General features: G+C 71.7%; 24 protein-coding genes and 2 pseudogenes. 13 read left to right on the forward strand and 13 right to left on the reverse strand.

Annotation, left to right across the window (positions count from 1 at the left end; genetic code table 11):
• The first annotated feature begins 24 nt into the window (after nucleotides 1-24).
• Nucleotides 25-921, forward strand: coding sequence for a LysR family transcriptional regulator (locus tag ASD62_RS07460; RefSeq protein ID WP_056915418.1), 897 nt, complete (start codon nucleotides 25-27; stop codon nucleotides 919-921).
• Nucleotides 922-945: 24 nt separating this feature from the next.
• On the opposite strand, the gene ASD62_RS20635 is transcribed toward ASD62_RS07460, so the two are convergent.
• The 4 genes and pseudogenes from ASD62_RS20635 to ASD62_RS20305 all read right to left on the reverse strand — a co-directional run.
• A partial coding sequence (locus ASD62_RS20635; RefSeq protein WP_235530661.1) for a DUF933 domain-containing protein occupies nucleotides 946-1505 on the reverse strand: 560 nt, incomplete at its 5' end.
• 1 nt (nucleotide 1506) lies between these two features.
• A pseudogene (locus tag ASD62_RS20640) lies at nucleotides 1507-1968 on the reverse strand (GTPase); the annotation flags it as partial.
• A 12-nt stretch (nucleotides 1969-1980) separates the two neighbouring features.
• Nucleotides 1981-2832: a thioesterase family protein gene (locus ASD62_RS07470; RefSeq protein ID WP_200956860.1), complete on the reverse strand. Its 852-nt coding sequence runs from the start codon at nucleotides 2830-2832 to the stop codon at nucleotides 1981-1983.
• A 57-nt stretch (nucleotides 2833-2889) separates the two neighbouring features.
• A complete protein-coding gene (locus ASD62_RS20305) occupies nucleotides 2890-3801 on the reverse strand; it encodes an NUDIX hydrolase (protein WP_082580616.1) in 912 nt (303 codons plus the stop codon).
• 64 nt (nucleotides 3802-3865) lie between these two features.
• Between ASD62_RS20305 and ASD62_RS07480 the strand changes: the two genes are divergently transcribed.
• Complete coding sequence (locus ASD62_RS07480) at nucleotides 3866-5095, forward strand: DNA recombination protein RmuC (RefSeq protein WP_056917238.1); 1230 nt, start codon at nucleotides 3866-3868, stop codon at nucleotides 5093-5095.
• Here ASD62_RS07480 and ASD62_RS07485 read toward each other — a convergent pair.
• From ASD62_RS07485 to ASD62_RS07495, 3 genes are all read right to left on the reverse strand, one after another.
• On the reverse strand, nucleotides 4999-6312 hold the full coding sequence (locus ASD62_RS07485) for a cytochrome P450 (RefSeq protein ID WP_157581396.1): 1314 nt from the start codon (nucleotides 6310-6312) through the stop codon (nucleotides 4999-5001). The genes ASD62_RS07480 and ASD62_RS07485 overlap by 97 nt on opposite strands.
• Before the next feature lie 68 nt (nucleotides 6313-6380).
• A complete protein-coding gene (locus tag ASD62_RS07490; protein ID WP_056915421.1) occupies nucleotides 6381-7406 on the reverse strand; it encodes a 4-hydroxy-3-methylbut-2-enyl diphosphate reductase in 1026 nt (341 codons plus the stop codon).
• A 50-nt stretch (nucleotides 7407-7456) separates the two neighbouring features.
• Nucleotides 7457-7828, reverse strand: a complete 372-nt coding sequence (locus ASD62_RS07495) for a DoxX family protein (RefSeq protein WP_056915422.1) — start codon at nucleotides 7826-7828, stop codon at nucleotides 7457-7459.
• A gap of 99 nt (nucleotides 7829-7927) precedes the next feature.
• Here ASD62_RS07495 and ASD62_RS07500 point away from each other — a divergent pair, with 99 nt between their 5' ends.
• Nucleotides 7928-8632, forward strand: coding sequence for a TetR/AcrR family transcriptional regulator (locus ASD62_RS07500; RefSeq protein WP_200956861.1), 705 nt, complete (start codon nucleotides 7928-7930; stop codon nucleotides 8630-8632).
• On the opposite strand, the gene ASD62_RS07505 is transcribed toward ASD62_RS07500, so the two are convergent.
• Nucleotides 8620-8991 (reverse strand): DoxX family protein, encoded by a 372-nt coding sequence (locus ASD62_RS07505; RefSeq protein ID WP_056915424.1) that lies wholly within the window; start codon nucleotides 8989-8991, stop codon nucleotides 8620-8622. The two genes, ASD62_RS07500 and ASD62_RS07505, sit on opposite strands and share 13 nt — an antisense overlap.
• A 79-nt stretch (nucleotides 8992-9070) precedes the next feature.
• Here ASD62_RS07505 and xseA point away from each other — a divergent pair, with 79 nt between their 5' ends.
• On the forward strand, nucleotides 9071-10345 hold the full coding sequence (gene xseA, locus ASD62_RS07510; protein WP_056915425.1) for an exodeoxyribonuclease VII large subunit: 1275 nt from the start codon (nucleotides 9071-9073) through the stop codon (nucleotides 10343-10345).
• An 11-nt stretch (nucleotides 10346-10356) separates the two neighbouring features.
• Complete coding sequence (locus ASD62_RS07515) at nucleotides 10357-10593, forward strand: exodeoxyribonuclease VII small subunit (RefSeq protein WP_056915426.1); 237 nt, start codon at nucleotides 10357-10359, stop codon at nucleotides 10591-10593.
• 20 nt (nucleotides 10594-10613) lie between these two features.
• Here ASD62_RS07515 and ASD62_RS07520 read toward each other — a convergent pair whose 3' ends face one another.
• Entirely contained in the window at nucleotides 10614-11171 is a 558-nt protein-coding gene (locus tag ASD62_RS07520) for a DUF4245 domain-containing protein (RefSeq protein ID WP_056915427.1), read from the reverse strand.
• Between the two features lie 97 nt (nucleotides 11172-11268).
• On the opposite strand from ASD62_RS07520, the gene glpX reads away from it, so the two are divergent.
• From glpX to ASD62_RS07540, 4 genes are read left to right on the forward strand one after another with little or no spacing between them, the layout of a single operon-like run.
• Nucleotides 11269-12321 carry a class II fructose-bisphosphatase gene (glpX, locus tag ASD62_RS07525; RefSeq protein ID WP_056915428.1) on the forward strand — a complete coding sequence of 351 codons (1053 nt, stop codon included), beginning with the start codon at nucleotides 11269-11271 and terminating at the stop codon, nucleotides 12319-12321.
• Nucleotides 12318-13235, forward strand: a complete 918-nt coding sequence (locus ASD62_RS07530; RefSeq protein ID WP_056915429.1) for a carbohydrate kinase — start codon at nucleotides 12318-12320, stop codon at nucleotides 13233-13235. The genes glpX and ASD62_RS07530 overlap by 4 nt, the downstream gene beginning before the upstream one ends.
• A gap of 56 nt (nucleotides 13236-13291) precedes the next feature.
• Entirely contained in the window at nucleotides 13292-14995 is a 1704-nt protein-coding gene (locus ASD62_RS07535) for a fumarate hydratase (RefSeq protein WP_056915430.1), read from the forward strand.
• On the forward strand, nucleotides 14992-15510 hold the full coding sequence (locus ASD62_RS07540; protein ID WP_056915431.1) for a carbonic anhydrase: 519 nt from the start codon (nucleotides 14992-14994) through the stop codon (nucleotides 15508-15510). Before ASD62_RS07535 ends, ASD62_RS07540 begins: the two co-directional genes overlap by 4 nt.
• A gap of 86 nt (nucleotides 15511-15596) precedes the next feature.
• Here ASD62_RS07540 and ASD62_RS07545 read toward each other — a convergent pair.
• Nucleotides 15597-16018, reverse strand: a pseudogene (locus ASD62_RS07545) (Ohr family peroxiredoxin); the annotation flags it as partial.
• Nucleotides 16019-16171: 153 nt separating this feature from the next.
• Between ASD62_RS07545 and lhgO the strand changes: the two are divergent.
• Nucleotides 16172-17380: an L-2-hydroxyglutarate oxidase gene (gene lhgO / locus ASD62_RS07550; protein WP_056915432.1), complete on the forward strand. Its 1209-nt coding sequence runs from the start codon at nucleotides 16172-16174 to the stop codon at nucleotides 17378-17380.
• A gap of 33 nt (nucleotides 17381-17413) precedes the next feature.
• Here lhgO and glmM read toward each other — a convergent pair whose 3' ends face one another.
• From glmM to rplM, 3 genes are all read right to left on the reverse strand, one after another.
• Entirely contained in the window at nucleotides 17414-18769 is a 1356-nt protein-coding gene (gene glmM / locus ASD62_RS07555; RefSeq protein WP_056915433.1) for a phosphoglucosamine mutase, read from the reverse strand.
• Between the two features lie 236 nt (nucleotides 18770-19005).
• Nucleotides 19006-19506 carry a 30S ribosomal protein S9 gene (rpsI, locus tag ASD62_RS07560; protein ID WP_056915434.1) on the reverse strand — a complete coding sequence of 167 codons (501 nt, stop codon included), beginning with the start codon at nucleotides 19504-19506 and terminating at the stop codon, nucleotides 19006-19008.
• A gap of 42 nt (nucleotides 19507-19548) precedes the next feature.
• The gene (rplM, locus tag ASD62_RS07565) at nucleotides 19549-19992 is read right to left on the reverse strand and encodes a 50S ribosomal protein L13 (RefSeq protein ID WP_056915435.1); all 444 of its coding nucleotides are present in this window, start codon (nucleotides 19990-19992) and stop codon (nucleotides 19549-19551) included.
• A 235-nt stretch (nucleotides 19993-20227) separates the two neighbouring features.
• Here rplM and ASD62_RS07570 point away from each other — a divergent pair, with 235 nt between their 5' ends.
• From ASD62_RS07570 to ASD62_RS07580, 3 genes are read left to right on the forward strand one after another with little or no spacing between them, the layout of a single operon-like run.
• Nucleotides 20228-20842 carry a winged helix-turn-helix domain-containing protein gene (locus ASD62_RS07570; RefSeq protein WP_056915436.1) on the forward strand — a complete coding sequence of 205 codons (615 nt, stop codon included), beginning with the start codon at nucleotides 20228-20230 and terminating at the stop codon, nucleotides 20840-20842.
• Nucleotides 20839-22122, forward strand: a complete 1284-nt coding sequence (locus ASD62_RS07575; RefSeq protein ID WP_056915437.1) for an MFS transporter — start codon at nucleotides 20839-20841, stop codon at nucleotides 22120-22122. The genes ASD62_RS07570 and ASD62_RS07575 overlap by 4 nt, the downstream gene beginning before the upstream one ends.
• Before the next feature lie 17 nt (nucleotides 22123-22139).
• Nucleotides 22140-22790 carry an LmeA family phospholipid-binding protein gene (locus tag ASD62_RS07580; protein ID WP_056915438.1) on the forward strand — a complete coding sequence of 217 codons (651 nt, stop codon included), beginning with the start codon at nucleotides 22140-22142 and terminating at the stop codon, nucleotides 22788-22790.

Consider the following 22790-nt stretch of genomic DNA (forward strand, 5'->3'; position numbering starts at 1 on the left):
GCAGAGACACTTAAGGTGTACTACATGGACGTTCGTCACCTGGACCTGCTGCGCGAGCTCGCCGACCGTGGCACCCTCACCGCCGTCGCCACCGCGACCCACCGGACCCCGTCCGCGGTGTCCCAGCAGCTGCGCGCGGCCGAGCGCGAGGCCGGTATGCCGCTCGTGGAGCCCCACGGGCGCGGCGTGCGGCTGACCCGGGCCGGGCTCCTGCTCTCCGAGGGTGCCGTCGACGTCGCCACCGCCCTGGCCCGGGTGCGCGCGCAGCTCGACACCCTGCGGGACGCCCCGGTCGGCACCGTCACGATCGGGGCCCTGCCCAGTGCCGCCGAGGTCCTCGTGCCCGAGCTCCTCGCCCGCCTCGAGGGCAGCGGGCTGCTCGTCACGGTCGACGACTTCGACGTGGCGGAGTCGGACTTCGCGAGACTGGCGGCGGACCACGACATCGTCATCGGCCACACCATCACCGGCGACGCTCCCGAGGGCTCGGCCCACCTGCACCACCGCACCCTCGCCGAGGAGCCCCTCGACGTCGCCCTGCCCGTCGACCACCACCTCGCGCGGCGACGACACCTGACCCCTGAGCTCGTGGTCGGCGAACGCTGGGTCGGCGTGCCGGAGGGCTATCCGTTCGACACGGTGCTCGTGGCGATGGAGAACGCCACCGGGCGCCGGATCGAACGGGTCCAGCGCCTGCGGGACAACCGGGTGGTCGAGGCGATGGTGGCCCACGGCCTCGGGATCGCCCTGCTGCCCCGGTTCACCACGCGCCCCCGGACCGGCGTGGTCAGCAAGCCGCTGGTCGGGGTTCGCGCCGCCCGACGGATCGTCGCCCTCTCGCGCCGGGACGTCGCCCAGCGAGTGGCCGTGCGAAGCGTCCTCGACCTGCTCGCCGACATCGGTGCGAGGGCGTCGCGCTGACCCCGCCGCTGCCGGACGTCCTCGTCAGACGTTGAAGCGGAACTCCACCACGTCGCCGTCGGCCATGACGTACTCCTTGCCCTCGATGCGGACCTTGCCGGCGGACTTGGCCGCCGCCATGGACCCCGCCTCGACGAGGTCGTCGAACGACACGATCTCGGCCTTGATGAACCCGCGCTGGAAGTCGGTGTGGATGACCCCGGCGGCCTGCGGGGCGGTCCAGCCCCGGCCGATCGTCCAGGCGCGCGACTCCTTGGGACCCGCGGTGAGGTAGGTCTGCAGGCCGAGAGTGTGGAACCCGGTGCGGGCGAGCTGGTCGAGCCCGGACTCGGTGGCACCGAACGACTCCAGCAGCTCCATCGCCTCGTCCGCCTCCATCTCCATGAGGTCCATCTCGAGCTTGGCGTTGAGGAACACCGCGTCCGCCGGCTCGACCAGCGAGCGCAGCGAGGCGTGGAGCTCGGCGTCGCCGAGCTGGTCCTCGTCGAGGTTGAACACGTAGATGAACGGCTTGGTCGTCAGCAGGCCGAGCTGACGCGCATCGGCGAGGTCGACCCCGGCGGCCGCCCCCGCGGCATACAGGGNCTGGATCCGCGACTCCTTCTCGAGGCGCGGCACGGCCTTCTCGAGGGTCTGCAGGTCGGCGAGGATGAGCTCGGTGTGGATCGTCTCGATGTCCGACGCCGGCGAGACCTTGCCGTCGACGTGGACGACGTCGCCGTCCTCGAACGCACGGACGACCTGGCAGATCGCGTCGGCCTCACGGATGTTGGCGAGGAACTTGTTGCCCAGCCCCTCCCCCTCGGAGGCGCCGCGGACGATCCCGGCGATGTCGACGAAGGACACCGTCGCCGGGAGGATCTTCTCCGAGGAGAAGATCTCGGCGAGCTTGCCCAGGCGGGCGTCCGGCAGGGGCACGACCCCGACGTTGGGCTCGATGGTCGCGAACGGGTAGTTCGCGGCGAGCACGTTGTTCTTGGTCAGGGCGTTGAACATCGTGGACTTGCCGACGTTGGGCAGACCGACGATTCCGATAGTGAGAGCCACAAGGCCGAGAGTCTACCGTCGCGGTGTGGCGGCCCTTGCCAGCTGGCGGGACAGGGCGACGAGCCGTCCCCGGCTGTCCCAGACCTCGGCGTCCTCCTCGAGGTAGCCGCCCGACATGGTGCGGCTGGTGAGGTTGACGCGGAGCCAGCCCGGTGCCGGACGCGCGCGTACGTGGGCGGTGAGCTCGAGGGTCGGCGCCCACCCCGGCAGGCCCAGCTCGAACGCCACGGGCGGCAGCGCGTCGACGGCGAGCAGGAGCAGCAGCGGGTCGGGCTCACGGCCGTCGACCATCCGCAGCCAGCCGCGGATGACCCCGTTGCCCGAGGGCCTGCCCATCGCCCACCCGGTCGTGGCGGGGTCGAGCCGCAGGTCGAGCCGCTCGAGGAGGGAGGCGGCCTTGAGGAACTGCGGCGGCGCCTGCTCGGTCGTGAGGCACTCGTCCGGCGGCGGGAGCTCCGGCGGCGTGGCCGTCGTCGTCGCCTCGTCGTCCATGGTGGCGAGGTCACCGTAGGTGGCCAGCACCCGGATGCGTTCGACCTCACCGCCCGCGCCGTCGTCCTGGAGGAGGGACGCCTGGCCGTTCGACACGGCCCGGCCTCGGCGCAGGACCGAGGTGCGCACCGTGGCAGGGCCGGGGACGCCGGGAGTCAGGTAGTAGGCGCTGATCGCGAGCGGGTGCGGGTGGGGTGGCCGGTCGCCGTCGGAGGTGCCGAGCTCCACGGCGAGCGCCCGACCGGCGATCGACAGCAGCATCCCGCCGTTCACGCCCCCACCGATGCGCCACCCGTCCCCGAGCGCGGCGTCGTACGCTCCCTGCTCCTGCGCCCGTGCCGCCACTGCTGAACCGTCGTCGAACTCGCTCACCCGCACAGTCTCACCCACGACCGCGGGTGCCGCGCGGCCGACGTGAAGAGGCTCACCTCAGAGGGCCGGCAGGCCGTCCTCGAGGTAGGCAGTGGGTCCGGTGTGCGTCGCGAGGAAGGCGAGCAGGCGTTGGTTGTATGGCGCGACGCGGTGTTCGAGGTCCTCCTCGCCAACCCAGTGCACGGCCCGGATCTCCCTCGGCTGCAACGTCGTCGAGGCGACGAAGTCGGCGTCCACGACCCCGAGGTCGAAGACGAACACGGTCGCGTCGGACCAGCCGCGCCACGGCGGGAGCCAGTTCACGGCGATCAGGCCGCGGACCTCGACCTCGACACCCAGCTCCTCACGCACCTCCCGGACGACGCAGTGGGCGGGTGACTCGTGCGGGTCCACGACACCACCGGGCAGGTCCCACTCCTGCTTGTAGACGAGCTCGCACAGCAGGACACGGTCCTGCCGGTCGCGCAGGACACCCTGGGCGATGGCCCGCTTGGTGGGCAGCGCCGAGTTGAGCTGGGCGATGAACCCCTCGCGGCTGTCCGGCGACGGGTCGTCGGCGAGCCCACCGAGGACCACCACGTCGCCCCTCCCTCCGGGCACGTTCTGGGAGCGGCTCACGCCCTCCTTGCGCAGCCCGGCCCGCATCGCGGCCCGCACCCCGTCGCGGTCCGCGTCCTGCACCCTCGCCTCGACGCGCAGCAGGCCGAGGTCGTCGAAGGCCCACCGCAGGACCAGCCGCAGGGCCCGCTCGACGATGCCGACGGCGCGGTACTCGGGGACGAACACCCAGATGACCTCGGCGTCCCCGGTCTCGCCGAGGAGCAGCTCGACCCGTCCGACCCGCTCGTCCTGCCAACGCACCTCGAAGGCGCGCAGGTCGGCGGGATCCGCTCCGTCCTCGACCCCGCGCACCACGACGTCGCCATCAGCCAGGAGGGGTCGGCGGGAGTCGGCAGCGGTTTCGGACATGCCGGAACGCTACCCGCCGAGCGCCTCCCTCTCGCTGTCGGTGCGGTCTGCCACAGTCCTCGACATGGAACTCGTCCTCGCCCTCCTCGTCGGCCTCGCCCTCGGTGCCGTCGTGGCTGTCGCGGTGTGCCGCCAGCTCGGGACGGCCCGGGCGGCCGGCGTGAGCGCCGAGCGCGACCTGCTGCGCGAGCGCGTCATCGACCTCGAGGCCGCCCTGTCGGACGACGCCCAGACCGCCGCCGCGCTCGTCCCCCTGCGGGACGCACTGGGCCGCGTCGAGCAGCAGGTGGGCACGCTCGAGCGCGACCGGACCCACCAGTACGCAGCCCTCGAGCAGACGATCGCGCAGGTCCACGCCTCGACCTCGGCCCTGGGCCGTCAGACGCAGAGCCTGGCCGGGTCGCTCAACGCGTCCACCGTGCGAGGCGCCTGGGGCGAGGTCCAGCTGCGCCGCGTGCTGGAGCACGCCGGCCTGCTCTCCCGGTGCGACTTCGAGGAGCAGGTGCACCGCGTCAGCCGGCACGACCGGCAGGTGCGCCCCGACGTGGTGGTGCGACTCCCCGGGCAGAAGTTCCTCGTCGTGGACGCCAAGGCGCCGATGGTCTCGTTCCTCAAGGCCCAGGCCGACGACCTCCCCGCCGACGAGCGGGCCCGGCTGCTGCGCGAGCACGCGACGGCACTCCAAGGGCACGTCCGGGCCCTGGCGGCCAAGGACTACTGGTCGGCGTTCGAGACCTCACCCGAGATGGTGGTGTGCTTCGTGCCGAGCGAGGCGATGCTGTCCGCGGCACTCGCCGCCGACCCCAGCCTGCACGAGGACGCGATGGCACGACGCGTCGTCCTCGTCGGCCCGGGCGCGCTGATGGCCCTGCTGCGCACCGTGGCGTTCACGTGGCAGCAGGACGCCCTCACGGCCAACGCCCGCGAGCTGATGTCGGTGGGCCGCGAGCTCTACGCGAGGCTCGGCACCCTCGGTGCCCACACCGCCCGCATGGGTGGAGCGCTGCAGCGTTCGGTCGAGGCCTACAACCAGATGGTGGGGGCGCTCGAGTCGCGGGTCCTCGTCACGGCCCGGCGGATGCACGAGCTCCAGGTCGTCGAGGACGAGCTGCCCGTCGCACGCCCCGTCGAGACCGGCCCACGGGTGCTCACCGCCGTGGAGCTGCTCGACGCGGCCACCGCCGAGGACGCCCGCCCTCAGCTGGACCTGTCGCCCGAGTCGCTCGGGCGGGCTCCCGAGGTGCTCGGCGACGACGGTACGCCCAGGTGGACCGGCAGGGAGTCGACCGCGTAGACGATCGACTGGTCGCGGAACCGCAGCGTCGACGGGTGGACCGCCAGCTCGAGGTCGGGGAACCGGCGGGCCAGCCGGGGGAAGGCCATCCGCAGCTCGAGGCGCGCGAGCTCCGCGCCAACGCACCGGTGGAACCCGTAGCCGAAGGCCAGGTGCGGTGACGGCGGGCGGAGCGGGTCGAAGGTGTCGAGGTTCGGCCCGATCCTGGCGTCCCGGTCACCGCGGGCGAGCTGGACGATGACGACGTCACCCTTGCGGACCTTGCGACCGAAGAGCTCGTGGTCCTCGAGGGCGAACCGGGGGAAGGCGATCTGGACCACGGACAGGTAGCGCAGCATCTCCTCCACCACCCGGTCGATCGCCGTGGGGTCGTCGCGGACGAGCTCGAAGTGCGGTCGGTCGCGCAGCAGGACCAGGGTTCCGAGGGCGAGCATGCTGGCCGTGGTCTCGTACCCGCCGGTGAAGACGCCGTCGGCGAGCCCCGCGATCTCCTCGTCACTCACCTCGTCGCCCGCCTCGGCGATGATCCTCCCCAGCAGGCCGTCCCCCGGGTCCCTGCGCTGGCGCCGCGTCGCCTCCAGGAGGAACTCCCTCGAGGACGAGATCGCGCCGAAGGCCCCCGCGCCACCGGCGGACACGTCGAACCTCGCGTGCGACAGGGCCTGGAAGCGGGCGCGGTCCTCGGCCGGCAGCCCCAGGAGCTCGCAGATGACGAGGAACGGGATCGGGAAGGCGAAGTCCTCGACGATGTCGACGTCCGCGCCCTTGGCGGCCATCAGGTCGAGCTGGGTGTCGATGATCTGCTCGATCCGTGGGGTCAGCCGTTGGATCCGACGCATCGTGAACTCCGGCGTCAGCAGACCCCTCAGGCGGGTGTGCTCCGGCGGGTCGGTGAACCCCAGACCGCCGACGGCTCCGCCGCTGGCACCGACGTACGGCCGGACGTCGTTGCTGTAGCGCTTCTGGTCGGCCAGCACCGCCTTGCCCTCCGGGTGGCCGGAGACGAGCCAGATGTTCATCCCGAACATGTGCGCGAGGCGGTGGACCGGGTCACCGGACCCCGGCCCCGAGCGGCGCACCGGGTCCAGGCCGTCCCGGCGCAGCGGGCGCAGCAGCCGCCGCGGCACGGAGTCCAGCAGGGACAGGTCGACCACGGCGGGCCCGCGGGCGACGAGCCGCTGCAGGATGCGGCGCTTGGTCGCCGACAGGTCGATCATGGTCAGACCGTACCCGCGCGGGCGTCCGGATCCGTGCAGTGCCCGCGCACGGCGCCGCGCGGCATCCGTCAGTGCAGGGAGCCGGCTTCCTCGAACGCGCCGTCGTGACGCATCTTGTCGCTCAGCCCACGGGCCTTGAGGTCACGACGGATCTCGTTGGGCAGCGAGAAGAGCAGGCTCTCCTGGGCGGCCACCACCGGGGTGACGTCGACGTATCCGCGCTCGGCCAGGTAGGTGAGGACGTCGCGCACGAGGACCTCGGGCACCGACGCACCGGAGGTCACCCCCACGGTGGAGACGCCCTCCAGCCAGGTGGGGTCGATCTCGTCGGCATAGTCGACGAGGTGACCGGCGCGCGAGCCGTGCTCGAGAGCCACCTCGACGAGTCGGACCGAGTTGGACGAGTTGCGCGACCCGACGACGATCATGAGGTCACAGTCGGGGGCCATCTGCTTGACGGCGAGCTGGCGGTTCTGGGTGGCGTAGCAGATGTCGTCGCTGGGCGGGTCCTGCAGCGACGGGAACCGCTCGCGCAGTCGGCGGACGGTCTCCATGGTCTCGTCGACGGACAGCGTGGTCTGGGACAGCCAGACCACCTTCTCCGGGTCGCGCACGGTGACGTTGGCGACGTCGTCGGGGCCGTCGACGAGGGTGATGTGCTCAGGCGCCTCCCCCGACGTCCCGACGACCTCCTCGTGGCCCTCGTGACCGATGAGCAGGATGTCGAAGTCGTCGCCGGCGAACCGGACCGCCTCACGGTGCACCTTGGTGACCAGCGGGCAGGTGGCGTCGATGGTCTTCAGGCTCAGCGCCTTGGCCTCCTCGTGGACGACGGGGGCCACACCGTGGGCGCTGAAGATGACCGTCGCACCCTCGGGGACCTCGTCGGTCTCCTCCACGAAGATCGCCCCGCGCTTCTCGAGCGTGGTGACGACGTGCTTGTTGTGGACGATCTCCTTGCGGACGTAGACCGGCGGACCGTAGAGCTCGAGGGCCTTCTCCACCGTCACGACGGCGCGGTCGACGCCGGCGCAGTAGCCGCGGGGCGCGGCGAGGAGCACGCGCTGGGTGGGCTGTCCGATGGTGTCAGTCATGACTCCATCGTAGGTTGCCGAGCCGGGGCACCCCAATCGCCCACCACCGCTCAGAACGCCTGCGGCCCGAAGCGCTGCCACGCCACGAACGCTGCGACGAGCAGGACCGGCACGTTGATCGCCAGCGCCTGGGTCTCGCCACGGCGCAGGTGGGTCACCGCGGCCAGGGCCATGACGACGGCGAGGCCGACAGCGGCGAGCGGGGTCAGGACCACGGCGATCCCGGTGGCTGCCGGGAGGACCAGCCCGATGGCGCCGAGGAGCTCCACGGCGCCGATGAACCGGACCGTCCCCGCCGAGAAGTCCTCCACCCAGGGGAGTCGGGCGCGCAGCTTCTCCTTGGGCTGGCTCAGCTTGGTCACCCCGGCCATCGCGAAGAAGAGGGCGAGCACGATCTGCAGGATCCAGAGCACGGTGTTCATCGGTCGACGTCCTTCGAGTCATCAAGTGGAGGCCATCCTCCACTCTGTCGGGAGGCACAACGCAAGAAGTGGAGGACCTATTCCGGTTAGTGTGTGGACGTGACCACCCCACCCCCGTTGCGCGTCGATGCCGAGGCCAACCGGGCCCGCATCGTCCAGGCCGCGCAGGCGGTGTTCGCCGAGCAGGGCGTGTCCGCTCCACTGACCGAGGTCGCCGCACGGGCGGGTGTCGGGATCGCGACGCTGTACCGCCGCTTCCCCGACCGTGCCGACCTCGTGGCCGAGGCGTTCGACGACGCCCTCCGGCAGTACGAGGCCAGTGCCGACCTGGCGCTCACGGACGACGACCCGTGGGCCGGATTCGTGGGCCTGGTCGAACGGATGGCGGCCCTGCAGGCCGAGAACCGCGGGTTCACCCACCTCATCCAGTCCGTCCCGCTGGGGCGTGGTTCGTCGACGGCGGCGCATGGTTCGTCCGGGCGTCGCGAGCGCGGCTCGTCCGGACGTCGCGAGCGTGGCTACCGCACCGTCGTCGAGGTCATCGACCGGGCCAAGTCGTCCGGCGTCCTGCGGGCCGACTTCAGCCCGGAGGACCTCCCCGTCCTCACGTTCGCCGTCGCGGGCGTGATCGAGACGACCCGTGACGACCTCCCGGAAGCGTGGCGGCGGCACGTCGCGCTGTTCCTCGACGCGTGTCGCCCGATCGCGGCCACCCCGCTCCCACCGGCGCCTGAGCCGATCGCCCTGCAGCGCGCGATGCTGCGGGCCGCCCGCCGGCGCCAGACCCGCGGTCAGAGCGGGTAGGACCCGAACCGCGCCCAGGCCACCACGAGCGCGAGGACGGCCAGGACGACGTTGCCGGCGACCATGGGCCACTCGCGCAACCGCAGGTGGGTCGCGATGGCGCCCACCATCACCAGCACCAGGCCGCTGGCAGCCAGCGGCGTCAGCCACGTCAGCACGTCCAGCCACCCGGGGAGCACCAGGCCCAGCGCCCCCAGGACCTCGGCCAGCCCGATCCCGCGGATCGTGTCCTGGGAGAAGCCGTCGACCCAGCGCATCTGCTCGCGCAGCTTCTCCTTCGGCTGGACGAGCTTGAGGGCGCCCGTGGCCAGGAACACCAGCGCCAGCACGACCTGGAGGATCCACACGAAGGTGTTCATGGGCCGATCCTGCGCCCAGGGCGACCGGCAGGGGCGTCGACACGCGAGCCCGTCGGTGCCGTCTCCTAGAGTGAGCCCCGTGACCGGCCCCGAGCAGCGCCCGACCCTGCCCGAGCGGGCAGGCGACACGACGGCCGAGTCGCCCTGGCCGGTGCGGCTGCTGAGCATGAAGATCGCCGAGTACGTCGAGAAGATGTCGGTCCTGTGGGTCGAGGGCCAGGTCGTGCAGCTCACCCGCCGACCGGGGTCCCGGACGGCCTACCTCACCCTGCGCGACCCGGACGTCGACATGTCCCTGTCGGTCGCGATCTCGACCAACGCCCTCGACGCGATGCCGGTCCCGGTCGCCCAGGGGGCCCGGGTCGTCCTGCAGGCGAAGCCCGTCTTCTGGACCCAGCGCGGTTCGCTGATGCTCGACGCCCGGCAGATCCGACCGGTCGGGGTCGGCGAGCTGCTCGCGCGGGTCGAGCACCTCAAACGCACGCTCGCCTCCGAGGGCCTGTTCGACCCCGACCGCAAGAAGCCGCTGCCCTTCCTCCCGCGGACCGTCGGCCTCGTCTGCGGGCGGGCGAGCGCGGCGGAGAAGGACGTCGTCGAGAACGCCCGGCGGCGCTGGCCCACCGTCCGCTTCGAGGTCCGTGAGGTCGCCGTCCAGGGGCCGCAGGCCGTGCAGGAGGTGATGGCCGCGCTCGCCGAGCTCGACGCCGTCGCCGGGGTCGACGTCATCGTCATCGCCCGCGGTGGGGGTTCGGTCGAGGACCTCCTGCCGTTCAGCAACGAGGCGCTCCTGCGCGCCGTCGCCGCCGCCCGCACCCCTGTCGTCTCGGCCATCGGCCACGACGTGGACACCCCGCTGCTGGACCACGTCGCCGACTGGCGCGCCTCCACCCCCACCGACGCCGGCAAGCGGGTGGTGCCGGACGCGCAGGAGGAGCGGCACGGCATACGCCAGTCGCGTGAGCGGGCCCGACGGGCCCTCGCGGGTCACGTCGCGAGCGAGCGACGTCACCTCGTGGCGCTGCGTTCGCGGCCCGTCGTCGCCAACCCTGCCGCGATGATCGACGCGCGGCGGGCCGAGCTCGATGCGCTCACCGCACGCTCGCAGCGCCGCGTCCTCGCCTCCGTCCACCGGGCCACCGACCACATCGGCCACCTCCGTGCACAGGTCCGCACCCTCTCGCCGTTGTCCACCCTCGAGCGTGGGTATGCCGTGGTGCAGCACCGCGACGGCCGCGTGGTCATGGACCAGGACGACGTCGCCCCCGACGAGCTCCTTCGGGTCCGGGTGGCCCGCGGTGACTTCGCGACCCGCGTCGTGGGCCTGCCGGCGGGCCAGCCGGCCGAGGCCGGTTAGGCTCCTGCCCCATGGCCAAGGGAGCAGAGCAGACCTCGTCCACCGACCAGTTCCCCGACGTGGCGGAGCTGTCCTACGAGGCGGCTCGCGACGAGCTCATCGGCATCGTCGCCCAGCTCGAGGGGGGCCAGGTGGGTCTCGAGGAGAGCATGCGGCTCTGGAAGCGCGGCGAGGCGCTCGCGGCCCACTGCAGCACCTGGCTCGACGACGCCGAGGCAGCCCTCACCGAGGACGTCGACGGCTCCTGAGCCGGCGGGGCACCGCGGCGTCAGCCTGCAGGAGCCTTCTGCAGGGTCCCGGCGAAGGCACTCAGCTCGTCGAGCGTGCCGGTCCCGGTGATGATCGTCGTCAGCTCGTCACCCGCACCCGCCTCGTGGACGAGGCTGTTCTGGACCTTGCCGCTGCGAACGTACGTCGTCCACGTGCGGCCACCGGCCTCGACCGTGCCCTTCGCCGCGGCGCGGTTGGTCTGCGCCTCGATCCACTTCGCGGTGGCGTCCTTCGTCTGCTCGATCGCGACGTAGTTCCCCGTGGGCGACTGGTAGCCGGCGTGCCAGACCATCAGGCCGTCGGTGGAGCGTTCGTACCGCACGCTCGTCGCCCGCCACCCGTCGGGCAGGTTCGTCGGCACCTCGATGGGCCAGCCGCTCTCGCGCGCGACCTCCACGGACGCGCCAGCGACGTCGACCGGCGGCTGGGTGACGTTGTTGACGCGAGGCACCACCGCCACGAGGACCGCGACCAGGGCACCGATCACGAGCAGGGACCGGATCATGTTGGGCACGGAGCCGTTGGCGTAGGAACTGCGGGGTGCCTGGGTGCTCACGGCACCATCGTCCCTGACGCGGACCGCTGGGCGCCAACTGCCCCTGCCACCGATAGTCTCGGGGCACTCACCCGCCGCCGCGTGAAGGATCTGATGCATGTCCGAGCAGCACCTCCCCTCATCCCTTCGCGTCGGCAGGGAGGCCCCTGACCGCAACCTCGCGCTCGAGCTCGTCCGCGTCACCGAGGCCGCCGCCATGGCCGGTGGCCGTTGGGTCGGGCGGGGTGACAAGAACGGCGCGGACGGTGCAGCGGTCGAGGCCATGCGGACCCTCATCTCGACGGTCTCGATGAAGGGCGTCGTCGTCATCGGCGAGGGCGAGAAGGACGACGCGCCCATGCTCTACAACGGCGAGGAGGTCGGCGACGGCAACGGTCCCGAGTGCGACGTCGCGGTCGACCCCATCGACGGGACGACGCTGACGGCCAAAGGCCAGTCCAACGCCGTCGCGGTGCTGGCCGTGGCCGACCGGGGCAGCATGTACGACCCCTCTGCGGTGTTCTACATGGACAAGCTCGTCACCGGCCCCGAGGCCGCCGACGCGGTCGACATCCGCCTCCCCGTCGCCGAGAACATCCGCCGGGTCGCCAAGGCCAAGCGCGAGACCGTGGAGGACGTCACGGTGGTCATGCTCGACCGCCCGCGCCACGACAAGCTGGCCGCCGAGGTCCGCGAGGCGGGGGCGCGCCTGCGCCTCATCTCCGACGGCGACGTCGCCGGGGCGATCATGGCCGCCCGCGACGAGACCGGCATCGACCTGCTGCTCGGTGTCGGCGGCACCCCCGAGGGGATCATCGCCGCGTGTGCCATCAAGTGCATGGGTGGCGTCATCCAGGGACGCCTCGCGCCCAAGGACGACGAGGAGCGCCAGCGCGCCATCGACGCCGGTCACGACCTCGACCGCGTGCTGTCGACGAACGACTTGGTCAGCGGCGAGAACTGCTTCTTCGTCGCCACCGGGATCACCGACGGCGAGCTCCTCCGCGGGGTCCGCTACCGAGCCGGCGGCGTGACGACGCACTCCCTCGTCATGCGCAGCAAGTCCGGCACGATCCGGCTGATCGAGAGCCACCACCAGCTCGCCAAGCTGCGGGCCTACAGCTCCATCGACTTCGACCACGCCACCCCCCACCTCCAGGACGCCCCATGAGCCAGCGCCTGCTCGTCGTCGGCGAGGCACTCGTCGACATCGTCACCGATGCCAACGGCGAGTCCGCAGAGCACATCGGCGGCAGCCCGGCCAACGTCGCCGTCGGCCTGGCCCGGCTCGACCACCGGGTCGACTTCGCGACCTGGCTGGGCGACGACGAACGCGGCTCCCGCATCGCCGGTCACCTCAAGCGGCACGGCGTGCACGTGCTGCCGGCGAGCCTGGGCGCGGCCCGCACCTCCGTCGCAGCGGCGACCCTGGACCAGGGTGGCGCAGCGAGCTACGACTTCGACCTCCTCTGGGAGCTGCCGGAGGTCGTCCTCGAGCCGGGCACGAGCCACGTCCACACCGGCTCGATCGCCACGGTGCTCCAACCGGGGGCGCAGAGCGTCACCGCGGCCCTGCGCGCGGTCCGCGAGGTCGGCACCGTGTCCTACGACCCCAACATCCGCCCGAGCATCATGGGCGACCTCGACGCCGTCCGCGACCGCGTGGAGGAGCTGGTCGGTCTGTCCGACGTCGTCAAGGCGAGCGAGGACGACCTCGACCTGCTCTACCCCGACCGCTCCCCCGAGCAGGTCATGGCCCGGTGGGTCGAGCTCGGCGCAGGCATGACCCTGGTGACGCTCGGCGGTGAGGGCGTGGTCTACCGCGTGGCCGCCGGTGAGCAGGTCGTGACCGAGCCCGCGCGGGCGGACCGGGTCGTCGACACCGTCGGTGCCGGCGACTCCTTCATGGCCGGACTCGTGTCCGGGCTCGTCGTCGCCGGGCTGCTGGGTGACCCGGGTGCACGCGAGCGGCTGCGGAGCGCGACACTGGAGGACGTCAGCCCCGCCGTCGACCGCGGGCTGGCCACGAGTGGAGTCACCGTCGGGAAGGCCGGGGCCTACGCCCCCAGCCTCGACGAGCTCTAGTCACGAGCGGTAGTCACGAGCTGTTGTCGCTGCGGCGACCTGAGGACAGGAGCACCATGCCGGACACGCCGGAGAACCCGCCGGAGCCCGAGTTCCCCTACGAGGACCTGCTGCCGATCGGTCCCGACCAGACGGGGTACCGCCTGCTGACGACCGAGGGCGTCCGGACGGTCGAGGGGCCCGGGGGTCGCACCTTCCTCGAGGTGGCGCCCGAGGCGCTGCGGCTGCTCACCGACACGGCGATGCACGACATCGCCCACTACCTGCGGCCGGCCCACCTGACACAGCTGCGGCGCATCCTCGACGACCCGGAGGCGAGCAACAACGACAAGTTCGTCGCGCTCGACCTGCTCAAGAACGCCAACATCGCCGCCGGGGGCGTGCTGCCGATGTGCCAGGACACCGGCACCGCGATCGTCATGGGCAAGCGCGGCCAGCACGTCCTCACCGAGGGCACCGACGAGCGCGCGATCGCCCGCGGTGTCAGCGACGCGTACACCCGCCTCAACCTGCGCTACTCGCAGATGGCGCCGCTGACGACGTGGGAGGAGAAGAACACCGGCTCCAACCTCCCCGCGCAGATCGAGCTCTACGCCGACACCGCCGAGGGCCACGAGAACACCTACAAGTTCCTCTTCATGGCCAAGGGTGGCGGCAGCGCCAACAAGTCCTTCCTCTACCAGGAGACCAAGGCGATCCTGAACCCCGAGCGCATGCTCGCGTTCCTGGACGAGAAGCTGCGTTCCCTCGGCACGGCCGCCTGCCCGCCCTACCACCTGGCCATCGTCATCGGCGGCACGAGTGCCGAGTTCGCCCTGAAGACAGCCAAGTACGCGAGCGCGAAGTACCTCGACGACCTCCCACGCGAGGGGGCGATGACCGCCCGCGGGTTCCGTGACACCGAGCTCGAGGAGCAGGTGCTCGAGCTGACCCGCAACTTCGGGATCGGGGCGCAGTTCGGCGGCAAGTACTTCTGCCACGACGTCCGCGTCGTCCGCCTCCCCCGCCACGGGGCCTCCCTCCCGGTCGCCATCGCGGTGTCCTGCTCCGCGGACCGCCAGGCCCTCGGCAAGATCACTCCCGAGGGCGTCTTCATCGAGGTCCTCGAGACGGACCCGGCCCGCTTCCTCCCGGAGACGACCGACGAGCACCTCGAGGGCGAGGACGACGTCGTGCGCATCGACCTCAACCGCCCGATGGACGACATCCGTGCCGAGCTGACGAAATACCCTGTCAAGACGCGGCTCTCGCTCAGCGGCCCCCTCGTCGTCGCGCGCGACATCGCGCACGCCAAGATCAAGGAACGCCTCGACGCCGGCGACGGCATGCCGCAGTACCTCAAGGACCACGCGGTCTACTACGCGGGTCCGGCCAAGACGCCCGAGGGCTACGCCAGCGGCTCGTTCGGCCCGACGACCGCCGGCCGGATGGACTCCTACGTCGACCAGTTCCAGGCCGCGGGCGGGTCGATGGTCATGCTGGCCAAGGGCAACCGCTCCAAGCAGGTGACCGACGCGTGCGACGCCCACGGCGGCTTCTACCTCGGGTCGATCGGTGGCCCGGCGGCCCGCCTCGCGCAGGACTGCATCAAGTCGGTCGAGGTCCTCGAGTACGCCGAGCTCGGCATGGAGGCGGTCTGGAAGATCGAGGTCGAGGACTTCCCCGCCTTCATCGTGGTCGACGACAAGGGCAACGACTTCTTTGCCTCCACCACCAAGCCGATGGCCATGTCCATCCCTAAGAGACCGGGGCTGCTGTGAGCGAATCACCCATCAGTGCACAAGGATTCGACGACCTGATCGAGGCGAACAAGCGTTACGCCGAGACCGAGTTCTCGACCGGCGGGTTCGACGGCATCGCGCACGCAGGTGTCGCGATCGTCACCTGCATGGACTCGCGGATCGACCCGCTGCGACTCGTCGGCCTCCAGCCCGGCGACGCCAAGATCTTCCGCAACCCCGGCGGGCGGGTGACCTCCAACGCCCTCGAGGCGCTGGTCCTCGGCGTCCACCTGCTCGGCGTCGAACGCATCCTCATCGTGCCCCACACCCGGTGCGCCATGGCCTCGAACAGCGAGCAGGAGCTGCGGGCGAAGATCGGCGAGTCGTCCGGGCAGGACGCCTCCTGGCAGGGCTTCCACGTGGTCACCGACCAGCGGGCCGCGCTCGGTGCGGACGTCGCCGCGGTCCGCAGCCACCCGCTCATCCCCGGCACGGTCTCCGTCGGCGGCTTCCTCTACGACGTCGACAGCGGCCTGCTCGACCAGCTGTTCTGACCGTCGGTCCCCACGACGGGACCCGGGGACGGAGGCACACACACAGAGGCGGGGTATGGCGCGTGTGACCACGCGCCATACCNNNNCCCTTGGCCGAGATGGTGACGTCGATGTTGCCGCGCGTCGCCTTGGAGTAGGGGCAGAACTCGTGGGCGAGCTCGGCGAGGCGCTGGGCCGTCGCGTCATCGACCCCGGGGACCTCCGAGACGAGGGTGACCGCGAGGCCGAAGCCCGTGTCGGTCTTGCCGAAGGTCACGTCGGCGGTGGTGGTGGACGCGCTGGCGTCGACACCCTCACGGCCGGCGACGGCTGCGAGCGCGCCGTTGAAGCACGAGGCGTAGCCGGACGCGAACAGCGTCTCCGGGTTGGCCTTGGGGTTGCTCTTGCTGCCGGGCTTGCCCAGGGGCAGGTCGACGACGCCGTCCTCACTCTGCACGCGGCCCTCACGTCCGCCCTGGGCGGAGGCGGCGATGGTGTAGAGGGTCTCGTTGACTGCTTCGAAAGGCATGGCTGTCCTGTCTGTCGGTGTACGGGTACGTCTGCGGCAACTCGTGGGGAGGTGGGGCAATTCCCGGTGGTCCACGTCCCGAGACGTGTGCCTGCACACACCGGTCGGCCACGCCCGAGCCCCTCCCCACCTGCTGCTCGCTAGGTTGGTGGCATGTCCCCACCAGTCCGCGTCGTCGTCATCGGTGGCGGGATCCTGGGCCTCGCGGTCGCCGAGCGGTTGCTGCGCACGCGGCCGGGGACCGAGGTCACGGTGGTCGAGAAGGAGCAGGGCTGGGCGCGGCACCAGACGGGGCGCAACAGCGGCGTCATCCACTCCGGCCTGTACTACCCGCCCGGGTCGGCCAAAGCGAGGATGTGCCGGGCCGGGTCCGCCTCCATGGTCGCCCTCGCCCGCGAGGACGGCATCGCGCACGAGGTGTGCGGGAAGCTCGTGGTGGCCACCCGTGAGGACGAGCTCGCCGGCCTGCGCCGCCTGCACGAACGCGGCCTCGCCAACGGGCTGCAGGTCCGTGAGCTCGGCCCCGAGGAGGCCCGCGAGCACGAGCCACACGTCGCGGCGCTGGCTGCCCTGCACGTGGCCGAGACGGGGATCATCGACTACGGCGCGGTCTGCGCGGCGCTCGTGCATCGCCTCGAGTCCGGCGGTGCCGAGCTGCTGCTCGGCACCGAGGTGCTCGGCGCCCACGAGACCGTCACCGGTGGGACGGTCGTCCGCACCACCCGAGGCGACCTGCCTGCAGACCTCGTGGTCGCCTGTGCCGGGCTGCACGCCGATGCCGTCGCCCGGCGTCTGGGGCACGAGCCCTCGGCGCGGATCGTGCCCTTCCGCGGGGAGTACTACGAGCTGTCCCCCTCGGCCACCCCGCTCGTCCGGGGCCTGGTCTACCCCGTCCCCGACCCCGACTTCCCGTTCCTCGGCGTGCACCTCACCCGCGGCATCGACGGTCACGTCCACGCCGGGCCCAACGCGGTGCTGGCGTTCGCGCGTGAGGGGTACGACTGGCGCACCGCCTCCTGGGAGGACCTGCGCGGCACCCTGACCTTCCCCGGGTTCTGGCGCCTCGCGGGTCGGCACTACCGGGCCGGCGCGCGCGAGGTGGCCCGGTCGGCCTCCCGGCACCTCTTCGCCGACAGCCTGCGCCGGCTGGTCCCGGAGATCCACGACGACGACCTGGTGCCGGCCGCGGCCGGGGTGCGGGCCCAAGCCGTGCGCCACGACGGCACGCTGGTCGACGACTTCCTCGTGGAGCGGGTCGGCACGGTGGTGCACGTCCTCAACGCTCCCTCGCCGGCCGCGACGAGCGCCCTGGAGATCGCGCGCCACATCGTCGACGACCTCGCGGGACCCCACGACCGCTGAGCCCGCGGCCGGGTGGCCCGGGGGCCTGGCGGCTCAGAGTGAGAGGCGCGCCGTGACGACGTCGACGAGGCGACCGGCGACGGCGTGCGCCTCGGCCTCGTCTGCGGCCTCCACCATGACGCGCACGACCGGCTCGGTGCCGGACTTGCGCAGCAGCACGCGGCCCGTACCGGCCAGGGCCGCCTCCTCCTTGGCCACGGCCTCCTGGAGTTCCACGTCGCTCTCGACACGGGACTTGTCGACACCCTTGACGTTGATCAGCACCTGCGGCAGCCGGCGCATCACGGTGGCGAGGTCGGCGAGTGAACGCCCGGTGGCGCAGACGCGGGCCGCCAGCATGAGGCCGGTGAGGACCCCGTCCCCGGTGGTGCCGTGGTCGAGGAAGATCACGTGGCCGCTCTGCTCGCCGCCCAGGGACAGGTTGGAGGACCGCATCTCCTCCAGGACGTAGCGGTCGCCGACGCCGGTCTGGCGGACGGCGACGCCCTCACGCTCCATCGCCTGGATGAGCCCGAGGTTGCTCATCACCGTGGCGACGAGGGTGTCCTGGGCGAGCGCGCCGCGCTCCTTCATGTCGACCGCGAGGATGGCCATGATCTGGTCGCCGTCCACCTCGTTGCCGTCGGCGTCGACGGCCAGGCAGCGGTCGGCGTCACCGTCGTGGGCGATGCCGAGGTCGGCCCCCTTGGCCTTGACGGCGGCCTTGATGTGGTCGAGGTGCGTCGAGCCGTACCCGTCGTTGATGTTGAGCCCGTCCGGCTCGGTGCCGATCTCGTGCACCGTGGCGCCGGCGAGGCGGAACACCTCGGGCGAGACCGAGCTCGCGGCCCCGTGCGCGCCGTCGATGACCACGGTGATCCCGTCGAGCCGGTTCGGCAGGACGGCGAGCAGGTGGGAGATGTAGCGCGTGTGGCCGTCGGGCATGGTCACGACCCGGCCCACGTCTGCGCCGGTCGGGCGGTCCCACTCCTGGTCGAGCAGCGCCGCGATCTCGTCCTCGACGGCGTCGTCGAGCTTGTGCCCACCGGTGGCGAAGAACTTGATGCCGTTGTCCGGCATGGCGTTGTGCGAGGCGGACAACATCACGCCGAAGTCGGCGTGGGTGTCTGCGGTGAGGAACGCGATCGCCGGGGTCGGCAGGACGTTGGCGTGGTAGACGTCGACCCCTGCTGAGGCGAGGCCGGCGATGACCGCGGCCGAGAGGAACTCGCCGGACGCCCGGGGGTCGCGACCGACGACGGCCTTGGGGCGGCGCCCGTTCCTGCGGGCCCCGTCCCCGAGGACGTGGGCCGCGGCGACGCTCAGCTTCAGGGCGAGCTCGGCGGTGATGTCGACGTTGGCGAGGCCGCGGACCCCGTCGGTCCCGAACAGTCGTGCCGGAGTGGCCATGGGTGGTGAACCTTTCGGTGGTCAAGCGCCCACGCGGCATACGGGAGGACCGCAACCGGGGTGGGCGCCCGCGAACACGGGCATCTCGAGGAACCTACTCCCCCGAACGCCGCGATGGCGGCACCCGACGTGCGGGTGCCGCCATCGCGGTGGTGAGACGGCAGGCGCCGAAGCGACGCCCACGCTGATCTGTCAGCGCGGAGGAGCCAAGCGGGTGAGCCTGGCGCCAGCCAGGATCAGCGCTTGGAGTACTGAGGCGCCTTGCGGGCCTTCTTGAGACCAGCCTTCTTGCGCTCCGGGACGCGGGAGTCGCGCTTGAGGAAGCCGGCCTTCTTGAGTGCGGGACGGTTCAGCTCCTCGTCGATCCCGTTCAGCGAGCGGGCGACGCCGAGGCGCACCGCGCCGGCCTGGCCGGAGGGGCCACCGCCGTGGACGCGCACGAGCACGTCGTAGGCACCGTCGAGCTCGAGCAGCGTGAGCGGCTCGTTGACGATCTGCTGGTGGACCTTGTTCGGGAAGTAGTGCTCGAGCGTGCGCCCGTTGATCTTCCACTCGCCGGTGCCGGGGACGATGCGCACGCGGGCGATGGCCTGCTTGCGTCGGCCGGTCGCCGCGCCGGGCGCCGTGGCGCTCGCACGTCGCGTGGGCTCGTCGGAGACGGGACCCTCGGACTCGGAGGTGTACTCGGTGAGCTCGACCTCGTCGGTCGAGTCGATGTTCTCGGTGGTGTCAGCCACGTGATGTCCTCAATTCGCTTTCTTGCACAGGTCCTTGCGGACTTACTGCGCGACCTGTGAGATCTCGAAGGGCTTCGGCTGCTGGGCCGCGTGGGGGTGCTCGCCGCCGGCGTAGACCTTGAGGTGAGTCAGCTGCTCGCGCCCGAGGGTCGTGTGGGGAAGCATGCCGCGGACGGCCTTCTCCACAGCCTTCTCGGGGCTCTTGGCGAGGAGCTCGGTGTAGGAGGTGCTCCGCAGGCCGCCCGGGAAACCGGAGTGGCGGTACGCCTTCTTCTGCTCGAGCTTGGCGCCGGTGAGGGCGACCTTGTCGGCGTTGATGATGATGACGAAGTCACCACCGTCGACGTGCGGCGCGAAGGTGGTCTTGTGCTTGCCGCGCAGGAGGATCGCGGTCTGGCTCGCCAGGCGACCCAGGACGACGTCCGTGGCGTCGATGACGTGCCAGGTCCGAGTGACCTCGGCCGGCTTCGGGGTAAAAGTGCGCAATGTACTGGCCCTTTGCTTGCTGGGAAGGATCCGTGTGCCGTGGGCGCCCGAGGCGCTGATGTGTCGCCTTGCGAGGGCGCACGGCACAACAGTGCTCAAGTTTACGGGTGGGGTGCGGTGGACCCAAATCGTCCCCGGGGCAGCCGGGAATGGCACCTGACCTGCGAGAACACGCTTTCCGAGCACCCGTGCACAGATCTTGTGCAAACAGAGTGTGCACATGTATTGTGCACGCATGGCTCCCGATGAACCCTCCACGAGTGCCGGCCTGACCGGCTTCCGGCTCGATGCGACCTCACTGAAGGTCCTCGCCCATCCCCTGCGCTCGCGCCTGCTCTCGCGCCTGCGGATCGGGGGTCCGGCCACGGCGACCGACCTGGCGACCCAGCTCGGCACCAACTCCGGCGCCACCTCGTACCACCTGCGCAAGCTGGAGTCGGTGGGCCTCGTGAGCGACACCGGTGACGGTGAGGGCAAGCGGCGGCTGTGGCAGGCGGCCACCGAGAGCCACCAGTTCGAGCCGAGCGACTTCGCCGGCGACGAGGACTCCGAGACGGCCCTCAACTGGCTGGTCCGCGACTACGCGCGGCACTTCTCCGAGCGGTTCGAGAAGTGGCTCGACGTCGAGGCCGACTGGCCCATGGAGTGGCGCGACGCCGTGGGGCTCAACGACTCCTTCATCGTCGCCACGGCCGCGCAGGTGGAGGAGCTCAAGGTGGAGATCGACGAGCTCATCGCCCGCTACCGGCGGGTGGGACAGGGCAACCCCAACGCGCGTCGCCTTGCCGTCTACACCGCCACCTACCCGCTGGACCTCGACCGGGTCCCCCGGGGGACGGACCAGTCATGACCACCTCCCCCGTGACCGCCCTGCAGGCCCGCCGGGTCCTGCTGCTGCTCACCTTCACCCGGTGGTTCCCGGTGGGACTCACCATCGGTGTCACGACACTGCTCGTCCTCGAGCGCGGCATGAGCCTGGCCCAGCTCGGTGTCATCTTCTCGATGCAGGGCTTCGTCGTCCTCGGCCTCGAGCTGCCGACGGGCGGGTTCGCCGACGCGCTGGGCCGCCGCCCGGTGCTCGTGGCCTCGGCCGTGGTCGCCCTCGTCTCGGGCCTCGTGTTCATCACCTCCCACACCTTCACGGGGTTCGTCGTGGCGCTGCTGCTGCAGGGCGTGTTCCGTGCGCTGGACTCCGGGCCGCTGGAGTCCTGGTACGTCGACACCGCCCACGCCGAGGACCCGGCCATCCCGGTCGAGGACGGGCTCTCCCGCGCGGGCACGGTCCTCGGGCTGGCCATCGCCTCCGGCGCGCTGGTCTCCGGCGGCCTCATCGCCTGGCACCCGGTGCGGGCGCTGACGGCCCTGGAGTTCCCGTACTGGTGCGCCATCGGCTTCTACGTCGTCCACCTCGCCGCCGTGTCGGTGCTCGTGCGCGAGCCCGTGACCCACGTCGACTCCACCGGGTTCCACCGCGCCCTGGCCTCGGCCAGGCAGGCACCGACGGTCGTCGTCGACGGCCTGCGCACGCTCCGCACATCACGCGTGCTGCTGGCGCTCGTGCTCGTCGAGGTGTTCTGGTCGGTCGGCATGATCGCGTTCGAGACGTTCATGCCGGTGCGGCTGGCCGAGCTCGCCGGGGGCGAGACGGAGGCGGGCGCGCTCATGGGGCCGGTGTCGGCCGCCGCCTGGGGCCTGTTCGCCGTCGGCTCGGCTGCAGCGGGGCTCGCGAGCCGCCGCATCGGCGTCGCCTGGACCGCGGTCCTCGCCCGCGTGCTCAACGGCGCCTTCATCGTCGTCATGGGCCTGATGCTCGGGACGGTCGGCCTGATCACCGCCTTCCTCGTCACCTACACGTTGCACGGTTCCGGGGGCCCGGTGCACAGCACCCTGCTGCACCGCCAGGCCGAGGCCCGCAACCGCACCACGGTCCTGTCGATGAACTCGATGATCGCCGGCGGCGCATTCAGCCTCGGGATGCTCGTCCTCGGCCCGTTCGCCGAGAGCACCAGCACGGCGATGGCCATCATCGTGGCGGGAGCCTTCAGCATCATCGGCGCCGCCCTGTACCTCCCCGCCATCCGCCAGGAACGTCACCAGGACCGGTCCGTCACCGAGCCAGCCCCCGCCTGAGCCCACAGACTGGGGACATGCGTTCCTTCCTCGCCGGAGTCCTCACCACCCTCGTGGCCCTCGCCGTGGCGGCCGTGGTCGTCGTGGGCACGCTGCCCGTCGCCGACCCGGCTCCAGCGACGTCGTCGCCCTCCCCCGCCCCCTCGGGGGCACCGGCGAGCGTCGCGGAGGGTGAGACCTGGCTCAGCGACGTCGACCTCACCAGCAGCACGGTCCTGACCTCCGACGGCCCCCTCACCGACGTGCGGGCGACCGGCGCCGGAGTGCGCCTCACCGCCGACGGGCTGAGGGCCCAGCGGCTCGACCTCGGGGCGGTCCTCCCGTTCGCCACCGCCGCGCGCCAGATCGGTGACGTCGAGCTGTATGCCGCCGGCAACGGCCGGGCGGGCGTCCGCCGGACTGCGAGCATCCTGGGGCGCGACCTCTCCGTCCGCGCCACGGGAACGGTGCGAGCCGTCGACGGCCAGCTGGTCATCGAGCCCGAGAGCGTCGACCTGGGCGGCCCCGGCCTGGTCGACACGGCCCTGTCCGCCGCCGCCCGGCGGTTCGTGACGATCCGCCACACGGTGACCGGGCTGCCCGCCGGCATGCGTCTGACCGGGGTCTCGGTGCAGCAGAACGGGTTCCGGGCCACGCTGTCCGGCACCGACGTGGTCCTCACCCAGTAG

It is taken from the genome of Phycicoccus sp. Root563, assembly GCF_001427915.1.
Classification (GTDB): domain Bacteria; phylum Actinomycetota; class Actinomycetes; order Actinomycetales; family Dermatophilaceae; genus Pedococcus.